The organism is Stenotrophomonas sp. NPDC047960 (assembly GCF_043204395.1).
In the GTDB taxonomy this organism is placed as follows: domain Bacteria; phylum Pseudomonadota; class Gammaproteobacteria; order Xanthomonadales; family Xanthomonadaceae; genus Stenotrophomonas.
The window spans coordinates 196,510-220,170 of the sequence record NZ_JBIDBX010000008.1; the positions used below are offsets into that span (position 1 = coordinate 196,510).

The window sequence follows — 23,661 nt, forward strand, 5'->3', positions numbered from 1 at the left end:
TGACGGGGGGTTGATGCGCTCAGCGCCAGTCGGCGGGCAGCTTGCGCGTGCGGGTGCGGTACTTCATCGTTCCGTTGCGCAGGGTGCCCTCCGTCGTCTGCAGGTGTTCGCCATCGGGCGACAGCGATTCCTCCCAGCTGGCCACCTGCTGCAGCTTCCCGTCCACATAGCGGTAGGTTTCGGTGGCGTGCGCGCAACAGCCCCCGCGCGAGGCAGACGTGAGGGTGCGCGTGGCGGGGTCGATGTCCAGCTGCGGCAGGCTCGACAGCGTTGGCTCGAACATGAAGGCCTGGGCCGCTGGATCGAAGAGGAACAGGTTCCGCGTGGCATTCGGGCCTGCCCCGCCAGAGTACCCAGGCACGCTGAGGTCGGGCCAGCCGTCGAAGTTGGCGTCCAGAAGCTGCACCACGTCCGGGCCAGCGCTCAGCGGCTCGGCATCGATGTCGCGCAGGATCTGCCGACGCTGGCCGGTGGTGGCGTCCAGGATGTCGATGGCCTGCAACAGCGCCTGATCGTCGTCGGCGGGCGCGACGACCAGCACGAAACGCAGGTGGGCGGTGGTTGCCTGCTGGGGAATACGCAACTCCCCGCCGGCAAGATCATCCCGGCGGATCCAGCCGGGCGTCGTCGCACCGCCCGCCGCCACTTCTTCGATGCCGATCCATTCGGCGCCCCTGCTGAGCACACCGGCATAGCGCCCCGCGGCAAGCGTGCCCGATGCCGTGCCGTCCTCGGCGCTTCGATAAACCGGGGTGTCCACGGTCGCCGCGAACACGTCGATGTAGGGTCGTGGCGCCTGCAGGGAGAACCCGTCGCGATAGTGGGTTACCTGGTAGTGCTGCAGAACGCTGCCGTAAGCGGCGGGCTCACATACGCCGCCCACCGCGCAGGCACCGATTTCATCCGGGGAGGGCTTGCGGGTGGCGGCAACCTGCTCGGTACGGATCAGCGTTTTCTGGTCGGCCCAGCGCAGCGTGAAACCACGTTCGGTCCAGGCCAGCGCCGCTTCGGTGTCCGCGCTGCCAATGTGGGTGCGGCAGAACGGCTGTGCGTCGGAACGTTCGTTCCAATCGGGAAAGGCATAGGCCGTGCACAGCCGGCTGGTGCTGTTGATGTCGTAGCGGTACGCCGCATCGGTGACGAACACCAGCTTGTTCAAGGCCTTGCCCGGATCGCGCGACACGAAGGCGTAGCGTACCTTCGCCGCGTCTGGAACGGCGCTGGCAAGCGCTTCGTGATGGATTTCGCCTGCGGCCGGCGCTGCCGCCGTTTCTGCCTCGGGCGCCTCGGGCGAGAGCTGGTAAATCCCGGGCTCGAGCAGCGGTCCCGCTTCGGCGCGGGCAATCATGAGGGCAAGCAACAACGCGGCGTAACGGATTCTCATGCCGCCATCATGCGTGATGTCCCTAATGCGACGATAGTGGCCCCTATCGCGCGAGACGGCAGCGTGCATCTGGCATACCCTCTTCCTTCGCTTGTCCCCCACCAGGCCCAGGCTGGAGCACGCGCCGGACCCATTGCAGGGTGGCCGGCCCGGGCCCTGCTGTCCTTCAACGGTCCCATGAGCACAGAAACCCCACCATCCGCTTCGCCTGCCGCCGTTTCACCGGTCTCGCCTGCCCCCGCCGACCCTGCCCATCAGGGCTTCGCGATCCGCATCGTCGGTGCCGCCGCGTTCGCGCACCTGCTCAACGACATGATCCAGGCGGTGTTGCCGGCCGTGTACCCGATGTTCAAGAGCCAGTTCGCGCTGACCTTCGCCCAGATCGGCACCATCGCGCTGGTCTATCAGTTCACCGCCTCGCTGCTGCAGCCGTGGGTGGGCATGTACACCGACAAGCGCCCGCTGCCCTACCTGCTGCCCTCCGGCATGATCGCCACCTTCGTCGGCATCGGCTTGATGGCTATGGCCAGCAGTTACGAAATGCTGCTGCTGGCCGCCGCCGTGGTCGGCGTGGGCTCGGCCACGTTCCACCCGGAAGCCTCGCGCGTAGCCCGCATGGCCTCGGGCGGGCGATTCGGCACCGCGCAGTCCACCTTCCAGGTCGGCGGCAATACCGGCTCGGCCATCGGCCCGCTGCTGGCCGCCGCCGTGGTGATTCCGCATGGCCAGCGCGCCATCGGCTGGTTCCTGCTGATCGCAGCGGTGGCCATCTTCGTGCTGTTCCGGCTGACCGGTTGGACCGTGCGCCACGGTAAGGCCAAGATGAACAGCCTCGCGCGCTCGCATGGCATCGGCCTGGGCCGCGGCAAGGTGGTGCAGGCCATCGCGGTGATCGCGGTGCTGATGTTCGCCAAGTTCGTGTACATCGCCTCCATCACCAACTACTTCACCTTCTACCTGATCGAACGCTTCCACCTGAGCGTGCAGCAGAGCCAGATGTACCTGTTCGTGTTCCTGGCATCGATCGCGCTGGGCACCTTCATTGGCGGCCCGGTGGGTGACCGGATCGGGCGCAAGGCAGTGATCTGGATTTCCTTCCTGGGCGTGGCCCCGTTCGCGCTCGCCCTGCCCTACGCCAACCTTATGGGTACGGCGGTGTTGGCCGTTGCGGTCGGCCTTGTGATGTCGTCTGCGTTTGCGGCGCTGGTGGTGTATGCACAGGAAGCGGTACCGGGACGCGTCGGCATGGTGTCGGGCCTGATGTTCGGGCTGATGTTCGGTATCGGGGGGATCGGCGCGGCCGGGCTGGGCAAGCTGGCTGACATTCACGGCATCGTGTGGGTCTACCACCTCACCTCGTTCCTGCCGTTGTTGGGGTTGGCTACTGCGTTCCTGCCGAAGACATCGATGCGATAGCCGGCTGTGGGGTAGCCAAGCCAACAGTCGGTGCGACCGTCGCGCACCAGACTGCCGCGTTACTGGAAGAACTGGCTGGGCAGCTGGCCGAAGCGCTTCTTGAACATGGCGGTGAACGCGCTGGGGCTGGCGTATCCCTGCGAGAGCGCTACGTCGATCACCTTGTCGCCGTGGGCCAGGCGTTCGAGCGCACGGACCAGGCGGATCTGCTGGCGCCATTGGCCGAATGTCATGCCCAGTTCGCGGGCGCACAGGCGCTGGATGGTCTTGGCGTCCACGCCCAGCCGCAGCGCCCAGTCCTGCAGGGTTGAGGCATCATCAGGCGACGTTTCCCAGTGCTGCGCGATCTGCTGCAGGCGCGGGTCGACCGGTTCGGGAACATGCAGCGGCAGCACCGGCAGCGCCTGCAGTTCATCCAGGATCAGCTGCATGAGATGGCCGTCGCGCGAGTGCGGACCGTAGGGGTGCGCCACGATGGCGGCCGCACTGATCAGTTCGGCCAGCAAGGGGGTGATCGACACGGTCGCTGCGCTGGGCGGCGCGTCGGCGATCGCCTGCGGCAGGATGTACAGGCTGCGCATGCGCACCGCGCCGATGCAGCTCACCTTGTGGCCGATCCCGGCCGGCATCCAGATCGCGCGCGTGCTGGGCACCACCCAGCGGCCGGCGCCAGCCTGCACCACCAGTACGCCGGAGGCGGCATAGACGAGCTGGTGTCGGTCCGGATGGTGGTGCAGCGGAATCACCGTACCAGCGGCGTAGTCGCGCGCCCGGCAGATGACCGCGGACTCGGGACCCAGCGGCAGGCGCTGCCCAGCAGCGTCGACAGGGCGGATGTCTTTTTTCCGATGAGGCATGGGCAGATACCGCGAAACAACCACCCGGAGACTTTAGCGCCGCCCGTGCCGCCGCTCAACCACATGCTCACGGCGCGCGCCCTACCCTGCACCCATGCGTCGTTTCGCCCAAGCCATCGCCGAGCCGGAATCGGTCCCTGACGGACTGCCGCGCGCGCTCGCCACTGCCGTGGCCGCAGCGCCGGACCGCTACAACATCGGCAAGGGCTCCACCGCATCGGTATTGGCGCGCAATGCCGATGGCGAGCTGATCGTGACCGACATGGTCTGGGGCCTGGTGCCGCGCTGGTCGAAGACGCCGGATACGCCCTACACCACGGTCACTGCCCGGCTGGATCGGGCGCCCGGCAGCCGCATCTTCGCCAAGGCCTGGGCCGAACGCCCGTGCGTGATTCCGATGACCGGGTACTACAAGCTGGACCGTCAGCGCCGCCCGCCATGGCCGCTGTTCGTGCAGCGCCGCGATGGCCTGGCCCTGCTGGCGGCCGGCCTCTGGGAGCACTGGGAGGACGGCGAAGGCAACGCGATGGATTCCTTCAGCGTGCTCACCGCGCCCAACCGTTCCATTCCGGAACCGCTGACACCGGATGGGCCGGTGTTCCTGCCCGCCGAGCTGGCACTGGCATGGCTTTCCGGTGCCGCCAACACGCCTGCCGCGCTGCGGGTACGCTCGCCGGCACTGGAGGCCTATCCGGTCGGGCGCGCCTTCCGCGACCTCAAGCGCGACGACTACACGCTGCTGGAGCCGGTCGACCCGGACCTTGAAACGACATCGCCGCCCCCGATTGACGGGGACGGCGATGGCTGGGACGAAGACAGCTGAGCGAGGTCAGCGCGACATCGAGTACGGCTGTTCCGCGCCCTCACCGGGCCATGCTTTGTTAGGCGCTGCCTGCAGGGTGAAGTGCAGTTCGCCGCCGGCCAGGATTTCCGCATGGCGCAGGAAGGTGCGGTTCAGCGGCTTGCCGTTGAGCGTCACCGAACCCACGTACTCGTGGCCCTTGCCCATGCCCTCGGTGGTGATGCGGAAGGTCTTGCCGTTGGGCAGGTTCAGCACCGCCTTGGGCAGGAACGGGCGGCCGATGATGTACTCGGTGCTGCCCGGTGCCACCGGGTAGAAGCCCAGCGCGGTGAACACGTACCAGGCCGACATCTGGCCCAGGTCGTCATTGCCGGCCAGGCCATCGGGGCGGTCGGCGTACTGGGTGTCCATGATCTGCTTCAGGCGCGACTGCGCGCGCCACGGCTGGCCTGCGTAGGAATACAGGTAGGCCACGTGGTGGCTGGGCTCGTTGCCGTGCGCATACCAGCCGATCAGACCGGTGATGTCTTCCATGTGCTCGAAGATGGACGGATCGACCTTGGCATCGAACACCGCGTCCAGGCGCGCCAGCAGCTTGTCGGCACCCCCATGTACATCGACCAGACCGGCCACATCCTGCGGCACATACCAGGAGTACTGCCAGGCGTTGCCTTCGGTGTAGTCGGTGCCGTACCCACTTGCGCTGGGATCGAACGGGGTGCGGAAGCTGCCGTCACGCTTGCGTGCGCGCATGAACCCGGTCTCGGCGTCGAAGGCATTGCGCCAGTTGCCGGCGCGCTTGTCGAACTCGGCGGCCACGTCGGACTTGCCCATGGCCGTGGCCATGCGGGCGATGGTCCAGTCGTCGAAGGCATACTCCAGCGTCTTGCTCGCCGCTTCGCCCTCTTCATCGATCGGCACCCAGCCCAGCTCGCGGTACTGCGCGATGCCATCGTAGGGGCCGTAGTTGGCGGTGGCCACCATCGCCTGCAGGGCCTTGTCGGCATCGAAGCCACGGATGCCCTTGACGTAGGCATCGGCGATCACCGGCACCGCGTGGTAGCCGATCATGCACCAGGTTTCCTGGCCATGGAACGCCCACACCGGCAGCATGCCGTAGGCACTGTTGTGCTGGTGGGCCAGCAGCGAATTGACCATGTCGCTGGTGCGCTGTTCCGGCTGCACCAGGGTCAGCAGCGGGTGCAGGGCGCGGTAGGTATCCCACAGCGAGAACGTCGAGTAATTGGTGTAGCCCTCGGCGCGGTGCACGGCGTTGTCCGAGCCACGGTACTGGCCATCGACGTCCATGAACAGCGTTGGCCCGAGCAGGCTGTGGTACAGCGCGGTGTAGGCGCTGCGTTTGTCATGCGCGGGGGCCTCGATGTCCAGCACCGACAACGCCTGCTGCCATTGCGTGCGGGCGTCGGCGCGGATGCGGTCGAAGTTCTGGTCTTTCGCTTCGGCGTCGAGGTTGGCGATGGCGCCGGCTTCGCTTACCGGGGAGATCGCCACGCTGACCACCAGCGGGGCATCGAGCTTGCCGAAGTCGAACGTGCCCACCAGCTGGCGGCCTTCGATCTGCGGGCGCTGCTCGGGATTGTTCTGGCCCGGCGGCGGGAAGCCCTTGTAGGCGATATCGGTTTCGGTGTTGTGCAGCGCGTGCCCGGTGAGCGGGCGCGAGAAGCGCATGGCGAAATACAGCTGGCGCCCCGGGGCCCAGCCGCGCGTTTCGCGGAAGCCGGTGACGGTGCCGTCCTCGCGCAGGCGCAGGCGCGACCACAGGATCTTGCCGGGGTAGTCGTACAGGCTGGTGCGCAGGTCGAGCAGCAGCTTGGCCGACTCGCCCTTCGGGTAGGTGTAACGGTGCACGCCGGTGCGGGCGCTGGCGGTGAGTTCGGCGCGGACCTTGTAGTCCTGCAGCGTCACGGCGTAATAGCCGGGCTCCGCTTTTTCATCCTTGTGGTCGAAGCGCGAGGCATAGCCGCTGCGCGGCTTTTCCGGATCGCCACGCTCCAGGCCGGGGTCGCCGATGAACGGCATTACCAGCACATCGCCCAGGTCGGAATGGCCGCTGCCGGAGAAATGGGTGTGCGAGAAGCCGACGATGCTGCTGTCGTCATGGCGGTAGCCGGCAGCCCAGTCGTAGGCCTTTTCGCGCGGCTGGATGCGGGTATCCGGGCTGAGCTGGACCATGCCGAACGGGACCGTCGCACCGGGATAGGTATGCCCTTCGCCGCCGGTACCAATGAACGGGTCCACGGCCGCGTACGCGCGTTCGCCTGCGCTCTGCGGCGCTGCTGTCGCGCCCCCTGCCACCAGCATGGCGCCCATGGCCAATGCCACCCACCCCGACTTCCCCGCTCTGCTCATATGAATTTAGATCGATTCAAGGTGAACCGATCCTAGCACTGGTTGTCCCCGCGCCGCATGTTGCGGCGCGGGGAGTGTCGCGAGTTGGTCGAGCGGAGCGGGTTGGCCGGGGTTGCCACGCAGGGCGTGGCACTACGCGGGGGTGGGGTCGTCCGGTAGTGCCGGCTGCGGCAGCGTCGGTTGGGTGGCGTCCACGGTTACCGGTTCGTCGCTGCGCAGCAGGGCGTGGGCTTCGGCTTCGCTGGCTACTGCCGGCGGCGAGCCACGCAGCGGCAGGTTGGCGGTTTCGTTGACGAACAGCATGGTCACCAGGCCGATCACCGCTGCACCCATCAGATAGTACGCGGGCACCAGCGGGTCGCCGGTGCGCTCCACCAGCCAGGCGGTGATCAACGGCGTGGTGCCACCGAACAGCGACACCGACACGTTGAACGCGATCGACAGTGCGCTGTAGCGCACCGGGGTGTAGAACAGCGCAGGCAGCGTGGACGGCATGGAACTGGTGAAACACACCAGCGCCAACCCGAGCAGCATCAGGCCGAGGAAGATCAGCCCGTCATGGCCACTGCCCACCAGCAGCAGGCACGGAATAGCCAACGCGAACAGCGCGATGCATGCACCGATGATCATCGGCCGGCGCCCCAGGCGGTCACTGAACAAGCCGCCCACCACGTTGAGCGGCATCATCACCAGCATCACGATGATGATCAGCAGCAGGCCCTTGCTCTCGGCGTAGCCCATGGTCACGCTCAGGTAGCTGGGCATGTAGGTGAGCAGCATGTAGTCGGTGACGTTGAACACCAGCACCAGGCCCACGCACTTGAGCAGCTGCGGCCAATGCACGCGCAGCAGCGCGCCCAGTCCCGGGCGCTCGAGGTCGCGCTTGTCGGCCTCTTCGGCATAGGCGCGGAAGGCCGGGGTTTCTTCCAGCTTCATGCGCATGTACAGGCCGAGCAGGCCCAGCGGGCCGGCGATCATGAACGGCAGGCGCCAGCCCCAGTCCAGCATCTGCGTGCTGCTCAAGGCCATGTGCAGCACGGTCACCGTGGCCGCACCGGCGATGTAGCCCCCCAGCGTGCCGAACTCGAGCCAGCTGCCCATCAGGCCGCGGTTGCGGTCGGTGGAATACTCGGCAATGAAGGTCGCCGCGCCGCCGTATTCGCCACCGGTGGAGAAGCCCTGCACCAGCCGCGCGAGCAGCAGCAAGGCCGGGGCCCACATGCCGATGCTGTCGTAGGAGGGAATCAGGCCGATGCTGAAGGTGCCCAGCGCCATCAGGATCATGGTGAAGGCCAGCACTTTCTGGCGGCCGTATCTGTCACCCAGCGGGCCGAACACCAGCCCGCCCAGCGGGCGTACCAGGAATGCCACGGTGAACGTGGCAAAGGTGGCGATCAACTGCGCGGTCGGGCTGCTGGCGGGGAAGAACACCTGGCCGAGCGTGACCGCAAGATAGCCGTACACACCGAAATCGAACCATTCCATCGCATTGCCGAGCGCGGCGGCACCCACCGCTTTCTTGAGCATGGGGCGGTCGACCACCGTGACTTCGTCGACCTTCATCTGGCGGCGGCGCTTGAACCACCCGAAGTGGGCATGTGCGGCATGCAGTTCCTGCATCTGCTTTCTCCTGGAAGCAGGGCCATCAACGCGCCCGAGGTCCCGCGCAAGGCACAGGTGAACACCGCCTCTGGAAGAACGCTGCACGAGGCGCGAAGAGGGGTAGCAACAGGCGTTCCCGGACGGCCGCGTGGTACACCACGGCGCTGCAGGAAGGATGACCGAGAGACGGGCAATGGCCCGAGGCAATGATCAAGCGGTTATGTTAGCACAGTGTGTGCATGCGTCCTTTATCACTTCTTCACGCACGGCGTAAATGCCCTTTTCAAGGCATGTTTTGGCTACGCGTGCGCAGGTAGGGTCGCATCCCGATCGACTGCAGTGGAACCACCAACGTTCGTTTGTGGCATGACCATTACCGGAAAACGGCCTTCGCGTCGGCGCAGGTCATGCGTTACCGAACGCGGACGCGTCGAGGGCGGTCGTTTGGGAATCGACCCTACCGCCGCACGGCGAACACCGCGGCCGCATCAAGCCCCGCTTTGCAGTTCCATTGCGCGCATCACGATGGGTTTGGCCCAATCCGGCGTCTGCAGCAGATCGATCACCGTCACCGGAAAATGCAGGCCGTCGCGATCCAGCTGCAGCAGTGGCAGTGGTGCTGCCCTGCCCTTTGCATCAGCCGGCGCGCTGTTGTCATACACGTGCAGTTCGGCGAGATGCGGCAGCAGGTCGATCAGGTTCTCGCGCGCGGAATCAAACCGTGCCCGGATCTTGTCGTGCGGAATATCGTGCCCGCCCTGGCTGACCCGATCGGCCACGCGTTCGATGTGCAGCGCAACGCTGTGCAGGCCGCAGAACCAGATCGCCACGTCGTGGGTCTGGCAGGCATCGCGCAGCAGACGCGGGATGGTGTTGCCACCCAGCGTGGTTTCAAACGCGAAATCGGTGCCGTCGGCCATCGCCTGGCGGAGCCGCCGCGCGCCTTCGCTCCACGCGGCCGCATTGGCCTCGTCCAGTGGCCAGCCCTGTTCGACCAGGCGCCGGGTGAAGCTGTCCGGGTTGAACCAGGTCAACCCGGCGTCGCGCAGCCATGTACCCAGCAGCGAACTTTTACCGGCGCCATTGACGCCGGCCAGTACCAGTATCCTTGCCACCGATCAGAGCGAGGGGCCAAGGGCAGTCCTGCGCCCACGACGGATCGGCTGACCCATCACCTTGCCCAACCCACCGTTGGCGTTGAGGCTGGCCAGGGTGGTGTCGAACTCCGCGCGCAGGCGGTCCAACTCGCCCTGGCGTACGTCATCCGGGTTGCCGGCCGCGCGGGCCAGCAGTTCCTGGTAGGCCTTGATGTCCACGATCACCGCTTCGGGGTGGTTGTGGTTGGTGATTACCAGGGCCTGCTTTTCGCGCACCGTACGCATCAGGCTCGGCCAGCCCCGGGTCTTCACCGATGACGCAGTGGCCTTTTCAAGGCCGGGAACATCCAGGGGCAGGCTCATGACCGACATCCAGCAAGGGAATGTGGCCACTATACCCCTTTTGGGTAAATTGGGAATAAAGGGATATTCATCTACCCAAGGGCGCGTTCAAGCACCTCCAGATCCTCCTTGGCGGTCGGGCGGACTACCCGCCCCACCTCGCGGCCATCGCGCAGCAGGATCAGTGTGGGCCAGAGCTTGACCGTGAAGGCGCGCCCCAAGGGGCGGCCCTTGCCATCCTCGATTTTGCGGTGGTCCAGGGCGCGCTTTTCAACAAAGTCCTTGACCACTGGCTGCGCGGCCGCGCAATGCCCGCACCAGTCCGTACCGAATTCCAGCAGCAGCCAGCCCTCGCCAGCTTCTACCTCGGCGCGGGGCGGCTCCAACTGGTCGGTGAACTTCCGTGCGTAGGCCATGACTCAGGCCGCCAGTACGTTCTGGATGTCTTCCAGCGTGGAATTGGTGTAGTCCTTGGCGATCTCTTTGAGCATCCGGCTCTGTACTTCCTTGTGCAGCTGCGGCCGGATGTGGCCCAGCGTGGTCGGGTCGGCAATCAGGATCAGGTGCTCGTAGAGGTGCTTGAGCGCGTGATCGTTCAACTGCTGCGCCAGCTGTTTGGCGAAGGTGGCTTCATTGAGCTGGGAAATGCTCATGTCCTTGGGCACCGCGCCGGACGGCCCCTGGCCGGAGACGCCTTCGGCACTGATGTCCTTGACCTTCAGCTCGTCCTCCTGCTTCAGCTGCAGCGTGCGGTCGTCGCCCACATTGGTGAACACGCGGGCCGAGCCGCCATCAGCGACGATGACGAGGGTACCTTTGGGGATCTGCAGGTGGGACATGGAGGACTCCTTGGATGGAAAAACGGGCGGTGTGTTGGCCCGCCCCCACCGTAGGGAAACGAATGTAAGCGCGGTGCATAGGCGCGTGTTCGCCGTGTGTGCAAGGGCATTCAGGGAGCTGGTTCGTCATTACGGTGTAAAATTCACGGTTTTTGACCGGAACCATGGCGAAGAAGCAGCACCGCACGCCCGTCCCCGGCCCGCCCTTCATCCGGTTGCTGGCGGCGCTGGCCGACCGCAATGCCCCGCGTGCCGGGCCCGACCTGTCCGACCGGCTCAGCCAGTGGATCGACTGGACCCGGGCCGTTGCGCTTTCTCGCGCGCTCGACGGGCGGCTGCCGGCTGTGGCCGAGCCCGCACCGGGCTCCATTGAGGCGCTGGACGAAGAATGTGCGCGGGTTCGCACCACCCTGGTCGAAAGCATCACCGCCCCGCCCGCGGCAGGCAAGCCGGTCGCGACCGACGCCACGGCCTACCGCCAGCGCTGTCTCACCGTGCAGCGCGCCATGCTCACCGCCACCGGGCGCCTGCGCGGCCTGTTGCGGGACCGGCTCAGTGCCGGGCCCGGCGAGCTGCCGCGGCTGGCCGAGGTGGACGCCGCCATGGAGCAGGCGCTGAGCCCGCGCGAGCAGCACCTGCTGGCCAGCGTGCCGGCCCTGCTCGGCGCCCATTTCGAGCGTCTGCGCGACGACGCCGGCACCGCCGAGGTCGATCCGGACAGCGGCTGGCTGCACGTGTTCACGAACGACATGCAGGCCGTGCTGCTGGCCGAACTGGATGTCCGTTTTCACCCTATCGAAGGCCTGCTTGCAGCGCTTCGCCCCCACTAACCGGGCTGTCATGTTCAGAACTCCTCTCTACCTCGTTGTTTTCCTCGCCGGCCTGCTGGCGGTGTGCTGGATCGGTGCCGGTTACGTGGGCAGCAACCCGGTCGGCCTGGCCGTGGCGCTGGTGATTGCCGCCTGCTACGTGGCCGGTGCCGTTGAACTGCACCGCTACCGGCAGGCGACAGCCGGGCTGGGGCTGGCGGTGGCCGAGGCGGCTACCGCGCCGGCCGGCCTGGGCGCGTGGCTGGAGAAGGTCCCGGCCGGCCTGCGCAACGCGGTGCGCCTGCGCGTGGAGGGCGAGCGCGTGGCGCTGCCGGCGCCGGTGCTGACCCCCTACCTGGTCGGCCTGCTGGTGCTGCTGGGCATGCTCGGTACCCTGCTCGGCATGATGGCCACCCTGCGCGGCACCGGGCTGGCACTGGGCAGCGCCACCGACCTGCAGTCCATCCGCGGTTCGCTGGGCGCGCCGGTGGAGGGCCTGGCCGTGGCGTTCGGCACCTCGATCGCCGGTGTGGCCACCTCGGCCATGCTGGGCCTGCTGTCGGCGCTGTGCCGGCGGGAACGCCTGCTGGGCGTGCAGCAGCTGGATACCCGTATCGCCACCACCCTGCACGTGCATTCCCAGGCGTGGCAGCGCGCTGAAGCGTTCCGCCTGCTGCAGGCGCAGGCAGGCCTGATGCCGGCGCTGGTGGACCGCCTGGAAGCGCTGAGTGCCGCGATCGAAGCGCAGAGCGGCGCGGCGGGCGAACGCCTGGCGGCCAGCCAGGAAACGTTCCATGCCCGTGCCGAGGCCGCCCATGAGCGCCTGGCCGGTTCGGTGCAGGAGGCACTGCAGGCCAGCGTCGCGCAGAGTGCGCGCGCGGTCGGCGAGGCCCTGCAGCCGATCATGGCCGAGACCATGGCCGGCATCAGCCAGCAGACGACTGCCCTGCAGGCCACCGTGGGCGATGCCGTGCGCGCGCAGCTCGACGGCCTGGCCAGCGGCTTCGAGGCCAGCCGCGCCGCCACCAGCGAGACCTGGACCGCTGCGCTCAGCAGCCAGAAGCAGGCGCACGACACGTTGTCGGCCGAACTGCGTTCGACCCTGGCCACGCTCGGCGAGCAGCACGACCAGCGCGCCGTGCAGCTGCTGGAAACGCTGGCGGCCCGTCTCGACGCCAGCGTCGATACCTGGACCGGGGCACAGACCGAACAGGAGCAGCGTCACGCCGCCCTTACCCGCGACCTGCGCGGCACCCTTGAGCGCTTCAGCCAGCTGCAGGGCGAGCACGGTGCCCGCCTGCTGGACGCAGTAGGCGCACGCCTGGAGGCCACGGCAGCCCAGTGGCAGGAAGCACAGACACTGCAGCAGCAGACCCACGCCGCGCTGATCGCGCAGCTGGGCGCCGCACTGGAACGCTTCGGCGACGCACACAACCAGCGGGCCACCGAGCTGGTAGATACCCTCGCCGAGCGCATCGAGAGCAGCGCAAGCACCCATGCGCAGGCGTGGCGCGATGCGCTGCAGGGCCAGCAATCGGTCAATGCCGAACTCGCCGAGCGCAACCAGCAGGCGCTGGTGGCGGCCACCGCCAGCTTCGATGGCCATGCACGTTCGCTGGTGGACGGCCTGCAGGCCTCGCACAGCGGCCTGCAGGACCGCCTGGAGGCGCGCGATGCGCAGCGCCTGGCCACCTGGAGCGATGCCTTCACCCAGTTGTCGGAACAGCTGGGCCAGCAGTGGGCCGACAACGGCGCCCAGGTCGCGGCCAGCCAGCAGGCGGTCTGCGAAACCCTGTCGCGTACCGCACACGAGATCGGCACGCGGGCGCAGGCACATGCGGCCGAGACCATCAGCGAGATTTCGCGACTGGTCACGCTCGCCTCGGAAGCACCAAAGGCGGCCGCCGAAGTGGTCGCCGAACTGCGCCAGAAGCTGTCCGACAGCATGGTCCGCGACACCGCCATGCTGGACGAGCGCACCCGCCTGCTGGCCACGCTGGAAACGCTGCTGGATGCGGTCAACCACGCCTCCACCGAGCAGCGCGCCGCCGTGGACGCGCTGGTCAGCACCTCGGCGGATCTGCTTGAGCGCGTGAGCACGCAGTTTACCGACCACATCGCCGCGGAAACCGGCAAGCTCGATGGCGTGGCCGCGCAGCTCAGCGGCAGCGCGGTGGAAGTGGCCAGCCTGGCCGACGCCTTCGGCACCGCGATGCAGAGCTTCGGCACCGCCAGCACCGGGCTGGGCGAACAGCTGCAGCAGGTGGCCGGCGCACTGGATGCCTCGATGACCCGCAGCGATGAGCAGCTGGCGTATTACGTAACGCAGGCGCGTGAAGTGATCGACCTGAGCGTGCTCTCGCAGCAGCAGATCATCGAAGAACTGCAGCAGCTGGCCGGCCGCCGCCGCAACGCCGGGGCCGCCACCGCATGAGTGACGAGATCGAGCTGGAAGGCGAAACCGGCGCGCCGATCTGGGCCGCCTTCGGCGACCTGATGTCGGTGCTGCTGGGCGCGTTCGTGCTGATCCTGGTCGGCGTGGTGGCGCTGCAGCTGGAGCTGTCGCATCGCCTCGATGAGGAAGTCGCGCAGCGCCAGGCCGAAGCCAAGCGGCGCCAGACCCTGGAACAGGCGCTGGCCGGCCCGCTGGCCGCCGGGCGGGTGACGCTGGTGGATGGCCGCATCGGCATCCGTGGCAGCGTGCTGTTCGCCCTCAATTCCGACCAGCTGCAGCCTGAAGGTCGCGAGCTGCTGCGCAGCCTGGCCGCGCCGCTGGCCGGGTATCTTTCGTCGCGCGAGGAAATCCTGATGGTCAGCGGTTTCACCGATGACCGTCCGGTACGCGACAGCAACCGCCAGTTCGCCGACAACTGGGAACTGTCGGCCGAGCGCGCCTTGACCGTGACCCGCACCTTGATCGCCGAAGGCGTGCCGGCCGGTTCGGTGTTCGCCGCCGCGTTCGGTGCCGAACAGCCGGTGGGCTCCAACGCCGATGAGGAAGGCCGTGCGCGCAACCGGCGCGTGGAAATGGCGCCGATTCCACGCCCGAAACCGACCGTAGCGGGCGATGGACGGTAACCGTACTGCCGCCAGCGACCGGCTCGCGCACTGGCGCGGGCAGCAGCTGGATCGCCACGATCCGGTGCAGTTCGCCTTCCTGGAAGCGCTGCAGCGCCGCGCGCAGCTGGCCAGCGGTTCGCTGCGCGGCGTGCTGGACGCTCGCCTGGAGACGCTGCTGGCGGCCTACGCTGAACGCGTGGCTGCCGCCCCCGTTGCAACCGCGCCCGCGAGGCACGCCGAAAGGGCGGATACGCTGGCCGCGCTGGGCCAACCGCGCGCCACGCACAACCCCGACTACCCGGCACTGCCGGCCTTGGCCGGGTTCCGCAGCACGTGGGCAGCGCTGCGCACCGCTGGCCAGGTGCGGCACACCCTGGCGCAGACCCCGAGCGATGGCGGTCCGTTGAACTCCAGCGTGCTGGTGCACCGTGCCATCGGCTGGATGGGCGACGTGTCGCCCGCGTACCTGCAACACTTCCTGGCGTACATCGACAACCTGGCCTGGCTGGAGCAGATGCAGCAGCGCGGCACCCTGCCCAGTCGCGACAGCGTGGCCGGCCGTGCCCCGGCCAAGCCGCGCCGCAGCCGTACCGCGCGCTAGCCGCGCAGGGTCGCGCCGCCGTCCACGTACAGGTCGCTCATGGCAATGTGGCCGGCCTGGTCGGACAGCAGGAACATCACCGCCTGCGCGATGTCATCCGGGGTGGCCAGCTTGCGTAACGGAATGCCGGCCTTGTAGGTCGCAGGACTGCCATCGATGACCCGCTGCGCGCCGTGTTCATCGGCCCACATTCCGGTCTGCATCGGCGTCAGCGTGGAACCCGGCGCCACGATGTTGCAGCGGATGCCGTGCGGTGCCAGTTCCAGGCCCAGGCAGCGGGTGAACATGGTCGCCGCCGCTTTCGACGCCGCATACGCGGCCATGCCATGGCGCGGCACGCCGGCGGCGTTCGAACTCACCGTCACGATGGCCCCCTGCCCGCGCGGAGTCATCACCCGCGCCAGCGCACGGCATAGATGGAAGACGCCGTCGGCGTTGACCGCGAACACATGGTGCCATTGGGCGTCATCGATGCCGCTGACCTCGCCGACCTGCAGCACGCCGGCAACGCTGATGCCGAAGCCGATCGGGCCAAGGGTGGCTTCAACCGCTCCGACCAGGGCGCCAACCGCCGTTGAATCGGTCACGTCCAGCAGCCGCGGGTGCAGTCGCGGATGGGGCGGCAGCGCCGGCGCGGCGAGGTCGGTGGCCACCACCACGCAGCCGCTGTCCAGGAGCTGCTGGACCAGCGCGGCGCCAATCCCACCGCCGGCGCCGGTGACCAGCGCAATCGTATTTTCGAATCCCGTCAGCTTCATGTCCTGTCCTTTCGTTCAAGGTCGTCCCAGTGCTGCAGCCGCGCCGACAGCCATGGCGCCAGCTGCGCCACGGCATCGCGGCCGGTCAGCTCGGCATGCAGGAACGGCAGCGGCACTGCTTCCACCCGCGATGCGTGCGCCTGCCACAGCGCGGACTGCAGGTGCGGGCGTAGCGCATGGTCATTGCCGGCACGCACGTGCACCAGGGTGCCGTCGAAGTGGCGATGGTCATGCTCGCGGATCAGCCGGTTGGTGCCGGTCACCGCGCGCACCACGCCGTCCAGTACGTGCCCGGGCAGGTTGCCGAGCGCGCTGTCGCCGCGGCGCAGGAACGCCACGATGCGTTCACGGCTGTCCAGCTCCGGATGGCCCTCCGGGTCGTACCCGGCAATGGCCAGCAGCGCACGCAGCGCCGCCACCGGGTCCGGCTCGGGTTCGGCGCGCCAGCATTCGCTGGGATACGCATCCAGCAGGACCAGCGCGCCGACCTCACGCTGCATCGCCTGCAGGTGTACGGCGATCGCCTGGGCAATGATGCCGCCCACCGACCAGCCCAACAGGTGCACCGGCCCCAGCGGCTGCAGCGCGAGGATACGTGCGGCGTAGTCGGCAGCCAGCGCATCGATCCCCGCCGGCAGCGGTTGGGCGGGATCGAGTACCGGCGATTGCAGGCCATGCACATCGCGCGCCGGGTGCAGCGCACGGCCCAGCTCACGGTAGTTCCAGGCGATGCCGCCCGCGGGATGGATCACGAACAGCGGCCCCCTGCCCGGCTCGCCGCGTGCGAGGGTGATCACTGGCGCCAGCCCGTGGTCGGTGTGCTGCTGCGCCGCCTCCAGCCGCGCGGCCAACCCTGCCACCGTCGGCGTGGCGAATACCGCACCCAAGCCCGGGTCCTGCTGCCAACGGTGCTGGATCGCCAGCAGCAGCTGCACGGCGGACAACGAATCACCCCCCAGCATAAAGAAGTCCGCGTCGGCTGCTGCCGGCGCCGCCAGCCCGAGCACCTGCTGGAACAGCGCGGCCAGTGCCTGTTCGGTTGGCGTCTGCGCGCGGCGGCCGGCCGCGTGGGTGTCCGGCAGTGGCAGCGCGGTGCGGTCGAGCTTGCCGTTGGCCGTCACCGGCCATGCCTCCAGCACCATGATGGCGGCCGGCACCATGTACTCGGGCAGTTGCGCGCCGAGCACACGGCGCAGGCTGCCTGTGTCCGGTACGTCGCCGGACAGGTACGCCACCAGACGGGCCGGCATGCCTGGATCCTGGTCGCGCAGCAACACCTCGGCGCGGGCCACGCCGGGCACGCCGCGCAGCGCGGATTCAATCTCGCCCAGCTCGATGCGCAGGCCGCGCAGCTTGACCTGGTGGTCACTGCGGCCCAGGTATTCCAGCGCCCCGTCATCACGCCAGCGTGCGCGGTCGCCCGTGCGGTACAGGCGCCCTCCGGGGACGTGCGGATCGTCGAGGAAGCGCTCGGCGGTCAGGTCCTCCCGCCCAAGGTAGCCACGCGCGAGCTGCACACCGCCGAGATACAGGTCACCGGGCACGCCTGCCGGCAGCGCACGCAGCTGTGTGTCCAGCACGTAGAGTCGGGTGTTCCAGACCGGGCGGCCGATCGGCACCGGGTCGGAGCGGTCCTCGCGGGAAGCAGGCCAGTAACTGACATCCACCGCGGCCTCTGTGGGACCGTAGAGGTTGTGCAGTTCCGCATCCACGCGCGCATGGAAGCGGTCGCGCAAGCCGGCGTCCAGGGCCTCGCCACTGGTGAACACCTGCTGCAGCGCCAGCCCACGCAGATCCGGCACGGCCAGCCAGGCGTCCAGCATGGACGGCACGAAATGCAGCGTGGTGATGCGTTCGGCCGCGATCAGTCGGGTCAGCGCCTGTGGGTCGCGGTGCAGGCCGGGCGATGCGATCACCAGCGTGGCAGCGCTGATCAGTGGCAGGAAGAACTCCCAGACCGAGACATCGAAGGTGGCGGGCGTCTTCTGCAGAATGCGTGCCTCCGGCCCGATCCGGTACTGGCTGCGCATCCATTCGAGACGGTTGACGATGGCGCGGTGTTCCACCACGACGCCCTTGGGTTCGCCGGTGGAGCCGGAGGTATAGATCACGTACGCGGCATCGCTGGGCTGCACGATATCGGGGAGAGCATGATCGCTGCTGGTTGCCCACTGCGGCGGCGATAACACGGGCGCGCCCACGAAACGGTGCGCGGCGCCTGCCTCCGCCAGCACGCACCGTGGCTGCGCCGACGCCAGGATCTTCCGCAGGCGCGCATCCGGGTGGTCCAGATCCACAGGCAGGTACGCGCCGCCTGCACGCACCACGGCCACCAGCGCGATCACCAGCGACAACGAACGCGGCAACGCCACCACCACGCGCGACTCGCGGGTAACGCCAAGTACCTGGAGCTGCAGCGCCAAGGCACGGCTGCGCTGTTCCAGCGCCGCGTAGCTCAATGCCTCGCCGTCGAACACCAGCGCGGTTGCGTCCGGCGAATCGGCCAGCCGCAGGTTCAGCAGCGCGGCCAGCGACACATCGGGAACCGCATGCTGCGTGGCATTGACCGTGTGCAGCCACTGCTGCGCCTCGTCAGGCGTGCACAGCGCAACGTCTGCCAGCAGGTCACCGCGTGCCTGCACGTCGAGCGCGGCCGACACGAAATGCAGCAGCCGTCTGGCATGCGCGGTGATCCCCGACCTCGCGTACTGCTGCGGGTTGGCCTCGATCTCCAGCGCCAGCGACGTCAGTGCATCCCCGCGGAAGCCGAAGGTGATGTCGTCCACCGGGCCGGTACACAGCACTTCCAGCTGTGCCTCGACCCCCGGCCACGGCAGCGGCCGGTAGAACGGCTGCACGTTCACCAGGGCGCCGTGCAGCCGATGCTGCTGCCCGCTCCAGTCCAGGTCCCGGCGGATCTGCTCGCCCCGGTAGCGCCCATGCCGTCGGCCGCGCACCAGCGCCCGCGCGGTATCGCGCACCCTGCCCTCAACGGTTTCATCTGCTGTTGCGGCTACGCGCAGCGGCAGCACGTTCATCACCATCGCCGGCACCCGTGCCGACACGCTGCCCAAGCGCCCCATGTAGGGCACACCCACGGTCACTTCGTCGCTTGCCGTCATCCGTCGGCAGTACTCGGCGGTCAATGCGGTGAGCAGGTCCGGCCAGGGCTGGCCCATGGCCTGCGCAGCGGCAAGCAGCCGCTCGCGCAGCGGCGCGCCGATGACCTTGGTCAGGCGCAGGGCGTCGCCAGCCGCCGCGGCCATGCGCCCCCCCAAAACTTCTGCAGGTGCCGCGCCCCGCATGTATGCCTGCCAATAGGCGGCGTCGGCCGCGCGGCGTTCACCGGTGCGGTACTGCGCGTCTTCGTCCAGCACCGGCGACAGTGGCTGCAGCGCATCGGTGGTCTCCCCGGCGTACAGCGCACGCACCCGGGCACTGAACTGCGCCATGCCATAGCCATCGGTGGCCAGGTGATGCACCCGCAGATACCACGCGAAACGCCGCGGACCAAGCACGAACAGGCGCTGCTGGGCGACGCGGTCGCGGCCGGGATCGACCGGCCGCAGGCGGTCGGCCTGCATCACCTCCCGCGCGGCGTGCAACGGGTCGCTCTGCGCAGACAGATCCACCACCTGCACGCGCGGAATGTGGCTCGGGTCCAGCCACTGCTGCGGCACGCCCGCTGCGTCTTCGGCCACGCGCAGGCACAGTGCCTCGGCTTCAGCGGCGGCTGCATCGGCAGCGGCGCGGAAACGGTCAATATCCAGCGCGCCTTCAAACCACACGACGTGTGCGGTATTGAATGCTGCGGGCGCAGACGACAGGCGCTGCGCGTACCACAGGCCGGTCTGCGCCCCGCTCAGCGGATACCGTTGCTGCCCTGCGCCCTCAGCGCTGGCCACCTGCGCGCTCATGCCCCGGCGCTGGCCCGGGCCTGCAGCTGCTGCACCACCTGCCACCAGCCGGCCAGCGTGGTGTGCTCGGCCAGGTGGCCGAACTCCAGCGCGATGCCGGTGCTGCTCCAGGCCAGCACCAGCCCGAGTACCCGCATCGAATCCAGGCCCAGGTCCATCAGGTGGTCGTCATCACCAACCGCGTCAGGGGCTTCGCCGAGCATGCCGGCCACATCGGCGCGCATCCGTTCCAAGGTCAGGGATGCGGTGCGGGCGTCATTCATGCCAGGCGCTCCAGCAGCTGCGCGGTGGTCATCGGCACGCCGCAGGTGCGGGCGATCCAGTGCAGTGCCTGGTCATGGTCCGCCCGCGAAAAATCGGCCACGGCGTCGGCCGCGATGAAGGCTTCGATATCGCGCTGGAACGCCTCGGCCACGGTGGCGGCGCAGCCGATATGGGCGTACACGCCAGTCACCAGCAGCTGGTCGCGGCCGCGTGCACGCATCATCGTCTCCAGGTTGCTGCGCTGGAACGCGCTGTAGCGGTGCTTGACCAGTATGTGATCGCCATCGGCAGGCGCCAGCGCATCGACGATCGCCACGTGTTCGCTGATCGCCTGCATTCCCGGGCCCCACAGATCCGCCTGCAGTCCACGGTCTCGCCGGTCCTGGTTGCCGCGCTGGGCCGTGTAGAAGACCGGAATGCCCTGCGCCCGGCACTGCGCGACCAGCCGGACCATGTTGGCGGTCGCCGGGGCCAGCGGCGCGGCGTTGGCACCGAACGCGGCCAGGAAGTAGCGCTGCATGTCATGCACCAGCAGCGCGATGCGCCCGGCGTCAGGCTGCCACGGCCCGCGCGGCGCCGGCAATTCGGCCGCCGTGGGCAGCGCGTAGGTGGGAATGGTGGGCAGCGCCATCAGCGCGGTTCTCCTGTCTGTTCAATATGGCGTGCGCGCAGCTGCGCACGCAGTTCGCGGCGGCTGACCTTGCCCACCGCCGTGGTGCCGAAGGCGTCCACGAATACCACCTGGTCCGGCACCTTGAAGGCGGCAAGGCCGCGGCCGCGCACCCAGGCCTTGAGGGTGGCGGCGGTCGGGCGCTCGCCGCGGGTGATGACGAAGGCGCAGCTGCGCTCGCCGAGGTACGGGTCGGGCATGGACACCACCGCCGCGTCAAAGACGCTGGCGTGCGCGAGCAGGTGGTCTTCGATCTCCTCGGCAGAGATCTTTTCACCCGCGCGGTTGATGTGGTCGCCGGCGCGGCCCTGCACCACCAGGTAGCCGCCCGGCAGCTGCTGGACCATGTCGCCGGTGCGATAGAAGCCATCCTCGGTGAACGACCGTGCGTTCGCGCCGGGATCATTGTGGTAACCGCGGATCGTGTAAGGGCCCCGGGTCAGCAGGTGGCCCACCTCGCCCGGCGCCACCGGGTTACCGTGATCGTCCACCACCAGCACTTCATCGTCGGGCGAGATCGGGCGGCCCTGGGTATTCAGCACGCACTCCGGCGCATCGTGCAGGCGGGTGTAGTTCACCAGCCCTTCGGCCATGCCGAACACCTGCTGCAACCGGCAGTCCAGCCCATCGATGACCCGGCGCGCGGCTTCCGGCACCAGCTTGGCGCCGCCGACCTGCAGCACCTGCAGGCTGGACAGGTCATGCGGGGTACTGGCCGCAGCCTGTGCCCACAACAGCGCCAACGGCGGCACCAGGCCCACGCAGGTCACTCGCTCGCGCGCGATCAGCGGGAACGCGGTGTCCGGGCCTGGGCCGGGGCTGAGCACCACTCGCGCCCCGGCGTACAGTGCGCCGAAGAAGCCGGGTGAACTCATCGGGAAATTGTGTGCGGCCGGCAGCGCCACCAGGTACACGCTGTCGCGGCCGATGCCGCAGATCCCGTTGCTGGCGCGGAACGAATACAGGTAGTCGTCGTGGGTGCGCGGAATCAGCTTCGGCAAACCGGTGCTGCCACCAGAGAGTTGCAGGAACGCCACCGACTGCGGGTCGGGGTCCGGCGGCAGCGCGTCGGGATCGCCGGCCAACCCGGCAACGGCAACGAACTCCGCGGCATCGCCGACGATGAACACGTGGCGCAGGGCGGGAATGAACGCCTGCAGTTCGCGCGCCAATGTCCGGTAGTCGAAGGTTCCAGGCGACGAGGCGGCGGCAATGTACGCGCTGGCTTCTGCCGTGCGCACCACGTGGGCTATCTCGGTCAGCCGATGCGCCGGCAGGGCATACACCGGGATCAAGCCCGCGCGGAACAGCCCACAGACGACGCTGACAAATTCGACCGTGTTGCCCAGCTGCACCACCACCCGGTCACCCGGCGCCAATCCGGCGGCCAGGAGACCAGCACCGATGCGCCCGGCCTCCTGCCACAGCTGTGCATAGGTCAGGCGGGTCTCGCCGCCGACCACGGCCACGTGGTCGGCGAACTGCGCTGCACGCTCGCGCAGGAAACCGGGGAAGGTTTCGCCACGCCAGTAGCCGGCGGCGCGGTAGCGTGCGACCAGCGCCGGCGGCCAGACCTGGCGCAGCGGCACACGCACCGGAGAAGCGGCGGTAGTCATCAGCATGTCCATCCTTCAATCCGTGGGGCGGCGTCCGCGCCCAGCGCGGCCAGCAAGGCCCCGAACTTCACCCCGGTCTCGACGACCTCTGCGGCCGGCTCCGAACCCGCGACGATGCCGGCGCCGGCATGGATGCGGGCCCGGTGACCCTGCACGCGTGCACAGCGGATCGCCACGTACCAGTCGCCATCGCCGTGCGCGTCCATCCAGCCCACCGCGCCTGCGTAGAAGCCGCGCTGCACCGGCTCAAGGCGGCGGATGGTATCCAACGCCAGTGCGGCAGGCGTACCGCACACCGCCGGTGTGGGATGCAGGGCAGCCAGCAGCGTGGCTACCGAGGTGGACGGATCGCGCAGGCGTGCTTCGATGCGCGTGCCCAGGTGCCACAGGGTGGTGGTGGCATGCAGGGTCGGCCGCGCTGCAGCGTCGATCCGCTCGCAATACGGACGCAGTGCCGCCACGATGGCGTCGACCACGTAGCGGTGCTCGTCATGGTCCTTCGCCGAGCCCAACAGCTCATGGGCCGCCAGGGTGTCCTCATCCGGATCCGGGCGACGCCGGGTCGAGCCGGCCAGCGGATGCGAGAACACCTGCGGTCCGCGGCGCGACACCAGCAGCTCCGGGCTGGCCCCGACCAGCCACGCTGGTGCATCGCCGGCGGCTACCGGCAGCGGGCACAGGTAGGTGACCGCTGCCGGGTCCTGGCCCAGCCGCGCCACCAACGCGCGCGGGTCGATAACCGCGCGGCTGTGCACACGCAGCGTGCGTGCCAGTACCACTTTCTTCAGTTCGCCGTCGCAGTCGTGCAACGCTGCCACTGCCTGCTGCACCGCATCCGCATACTGCGCCGCGCTCGGCTCCGGGTGGATGTCGCCATTGAAGGGCACTGCAGGCGTCGCCGGTTCAGCGCTTCCCTGCACCAGTTCCTGCGGCTGGTACAGCGCGTCGGCCGCTGCCGGATCGAACGGCAGCGCGCCCACCAGCAGCCCGGGTGCGCGGCCTTCGCGCGCAAAGAAGGTCCGCACGCGCGCGTCCAGCGTTGCGGTTCCGCCGGCCGGGAGCGTGGCATGGCATCCGCGTGCATCCAGCGTGCGTCCGGGCAGGCGCAGCAGGAACTGTCGCCTCGCCTGCGCGGCCGGAACCGGCAACCCCGCATCTCGTTCGGCAGACACCAGATCGGGCAAGCCGGGTACCACGGGAGTTGAATGCATGCATCACCACGACCGATCAGAAATGGACACGCACCGCGCGAGAGCG

At 68.5% G+C, this 23,661-nt stretch carries 20 protein-coding genes; 6 read left to right on the forward strand and 14 right to left on the reverse strand.

Annotation, left to right across the window (positions count from 1 at the left end; all coding sequences use genetic code 11):
- Positions 1-19: 19 nt before the first annotated feature.
- A complete protein-coding gene (locus ACGFZ3_RS17425; RefSeq protein WP_392924017.1) occupies positions 20-1,384 on the reverse strand; it encodes an XAC2610-related protein in 1,365 nt (454 codons plus the stop codon).
- Between the two features lie 177 nt (positions 1,385-1,561).
- Between ACGFZ3_RS17425 and ACGFZ3_RS17430 the strand changes: the two genes are divergently transcribed.
- Positions 1,562-2,800 (forward strand): MFS transporter, encoded by a 1,239-nt coding sequence (locus tag ACGFZ3_RS17430; protein WP_392924020.1) that lies wholly within the window; start codon positions 1,562-1,564, stop codon positions 2,798-2,800.
- 59 nt (positions 2,801-2,859) lie between these two features.
- Here the strand turns inward: ACGFZ3_RS17430 and ACGFZ3_RS17435 are convergent, their stop codons facing one another.
- Positions 2,860-3,657 carry an AraC family transcriptional regulator gene (locus ACGFZ3_RS17435; RefSeq protein WP_392924023.1) on the reverse strand — a complete coding sequence of 266 codons (798 nt, stop codon included), beginning with the start codon at positions 3,655-3,657 and terminating at the stop codon, positions 2,860-2,862.
- A 94-nt stretch (positions 3,658-3,751) separates the two neighbouring features.
- On the opposite strand from ACGFZ3_RS17435, the gene ACGFZ3_RS17440 reads away from it, so the two are divergent.
- Positions 3,752-4,480 carry an SOS response-associated peptidase gene (locus ACGFZ3_RS17440; protein WP_392924026.1) on the forward strand — a complete coding sequence of 243 codons (729 nt, stop codon included), beginning with the start codon at positions 3,752-3,754 and terminating at the stop codon, positions 4,478-4,480.
- A 6-nt stretch (positions 4,481-4,486) separates the two neighbouring features.
- Here the strand turns inward: ACGFZ3_RS17440 and ACGFZ3_RS17445 are convergent, their stop codons facing one another.
- The 6 genes from ACGFZ3_RS17445 to ACGFZ3_RS17470 all read right to left on the reverse strand — a co-directional run bounded on the left by ACGFZ3_RS17445 (position 4,487) and on the right by ACGFZ3_RS17470 (position 10,709).
- On the reverse strand, positions 4,487-6,829 hold the full coding sequence (locus tag ACGFZ3_RS17445) for a GH92 family glycosyl hydrolase (protein ID WP_392924029.1): 2,343 nt from the start codon (positions 6,827-6,829) through the stop codon (positions 4,487-4,489).
- Between the two features lie 132 nt (positions 6,830-6,961).
- Positions 6,962-8,449 (reverse strand): glycine betaine/L-proline transporter ProP, encoded by a 1,488-nt coding sequence (gene proP / locus ACGFZ3_RS17450; RefSeq protein ID WP_392924032.1) that lies wholly within the window; start codon positions 8,447-8,449, stop codon positions 6,962-6,964.
- A gap of 470 nt (positions 8,450-8,919) precedes the next feature.
- On the reverse strand, positions 8,920-9,546 hold the full coding sequence (locus ACGFZ3_RS17455) for a hypothetical protein (protein WP_392924035.1): 627 nt from the start codon (positions 9,544-9,546) through the stop codon (positions 8,920-8,922).
- 3 nt (positions 9,547-9,549) lie between these two features.
- Complete coding sequence (locus tag ACGFZ3_RS17460) at positions 9,550-9,891, reverse strand: type II toxin-antitoxin system prevent-host-death family antitoxin (RefSeq protein ID WP_392924038.1); 342 nt, start codon at positions 9,889-9,891, stop codon at positions 9,550-9,552.
- A 71-nt stretch (positions 9,892-9,962) separates the two neighbouring features.
- Positions 9,963-10,286: a thioredoxin family protein gene (locus ACGFZ3_RS17465; protein ID WP_392924041.1), complete on the reverse strand. Its 324-nt coding sequence runs from the start codon at positions 10,284-10,286 to the stop codon at positions 9,963-9,965.
- Between the two features lie 3 nt (positions 10,287-10,289).
- Positions 10,290-10,709: a host attachment protein gene (locus ACGFZ3_RS17470; RefSeq protein WP_392924044.1), complete on the reverse strand. Its 420-nt coding sequence runs from the start codon at positions 10,707-10,709 to the stop codon at positions 10,290-10,292.
- 152 nt (positions 10,710-10,861) lie between these two features.
- On the opposite strand from ACGFZ3_RS17470, the gene ACGFZ3_RS17475 reads away from it, so the two are divergent.
- From ACGFZ3_RS17475 to ACGFZ3_RS17490, 4 genes are read left to right on the forward strand one after another with little or no spacing between them, the layout of a single operon-like run.
- Positions 10,862-11,539, forward strand: a complete 678-nt coding sequence (locus tag ACGFZ3_RS17475) for a DUF3348 domain-containing protein (protein ID WP_392924047.1) — start codon at positions 10,862-10,864, stop codon at positions 11,537-11,539.
- Positions 11,540-11,549: 10 nt separating this feature from the next.
- Complete coding sequence (locus ACGFZ3_RS17480) at positions 11,550-13,952, forward strand: DUF802 domain-containing protein (protein ID WP_392924050.1); 2,403 nt, start codon at positions 11,550-11,552, stop codon at positions 13,950-13,952.
- Complete coding sequence (locus tag ACGFZ3_RS17485) at positions 13,949-14,596, forward strand: OmpA family protein (protein WP_068852349.1); 648 nt, start codon at positions 13,949-13,951, stop codon at positions 14,594-14,596. Before ACGFZ3_RS17480 ends, ACGFZ3_RS17485 begins: the two co-directional genes overlap by 4 nt.
- Entirely contained in the window at positions 14,586-15,179 is a 594-nt protein-coding gene (locus ACGFZ3_RS17490) for a DUF2894 domain-containing protein (protein WP_392924054.1), read from the forward strand. Before ACGFZ3_RS17485 ends, ACGFZ3_RS17490 begins: the two co-directional genes overlap by 11 nt.
- On the opposite strand, the gene ACGFZ3_RS17495 is transcribed toward ACGFZ3_RS17490, so the two are convergent.
- Genes ACGFZ3_RS17495 through ACGFZ3_RS17520 form a run of 6 tightly spaced genes read right to left on the reverse strand, consistent with a single transcriptional unit; the run spans position 15,176 to position 23,576 of the window.
- Positions 15,176-15,937, reverse strand: coding sequence for a 2,3-dihydro-2,3-dihydroxybenzoate dehydrogenase (locus ACGFZ3_RS17495; protein ID WP_392924057.1), 762 nt, complete (start codon positions 15,935-15,937; stop codon positions 15,176-15,178). The genes ACGFZ3_RS17490 and ACGFZ3_RS17495 overlap by 4 nt on opposite strands.
- On the reverse strand, positions 15,934-19,854 hold the full coding sequence (locus ACGFZ3_RS17500; RefSeq protein ID WP_392924060.1) for an amino acid adenylation domain-containing protein: 3,921 nt from the start codon (positions 19,852-19,854) through the stop codon (positions 15,934-15,936). The genes ACGFZ3_RS17495 and ACGFZ3_RS17500 overlap by 4 nt, the downstream gene beginning before the upstream one ends.
- The gene (locus tag ACGFZ3_RS17505) at positions 19,851-20,117 is read right to left on the reverse strand and encodes a phosphopantetheine-binding protein (protein WP_392924063.1); all 267 of its coding nucleotides are present in this window, start codon (positions 20,115-20,117) and stop codon (positions 19,851-19,853) included. The genes ACGFZ3_RS17500 and ACGFZ3_RS17505 overlap by 4 nt, the downstream gene beginning before the upstream one ends.
- A complete protein-coding gene (locus ACGFZ3_RS17510; protein WP_392924066.1) occupies positions 20,114-20,749 on the reverse strand; it encodes an isochorismatase family protein in 636 nt (211 codons plus the stop codon). The genes ACGFZ3_RS17505 and ACGFZ3_RS17510 overlap by 4 nt, the downstream gene beginning before the upstream one ends.
- A complete protein-coding gene (locus ACGFZ3_RS17515; RefSeq protein ID WP_392924068.1) occupies positions 20,749-22,404 on the reverse strand; it encodes a (2,3-dihydroxybenzoyl)adenylate synthase in 1,656 nt (551 codons plus the stop codon). The genes ACGFZ3_RS17510 and ACGFZ3_RS17515 overlap by 1 nt, the downstream gene beginning before the upstream one ends.
- A complete protein-coding gene (locus tag ACGFZ3_RS17520) occupies positions 22,404-23,576 on the reverse strand; it encodes an isochorismate synthase MenF (RefSeq protein WP_392924071.1) in 1,173 nt (390 codons plus the stop codon). Before ACGFZ3_RS17520 ends, ACGFZ3_RS17515 begins: the two co-directional genes overlap by 1 nt.
- Between the last annotated feature and the right edge of the window lie 85 nt (positions 23,577-23,661).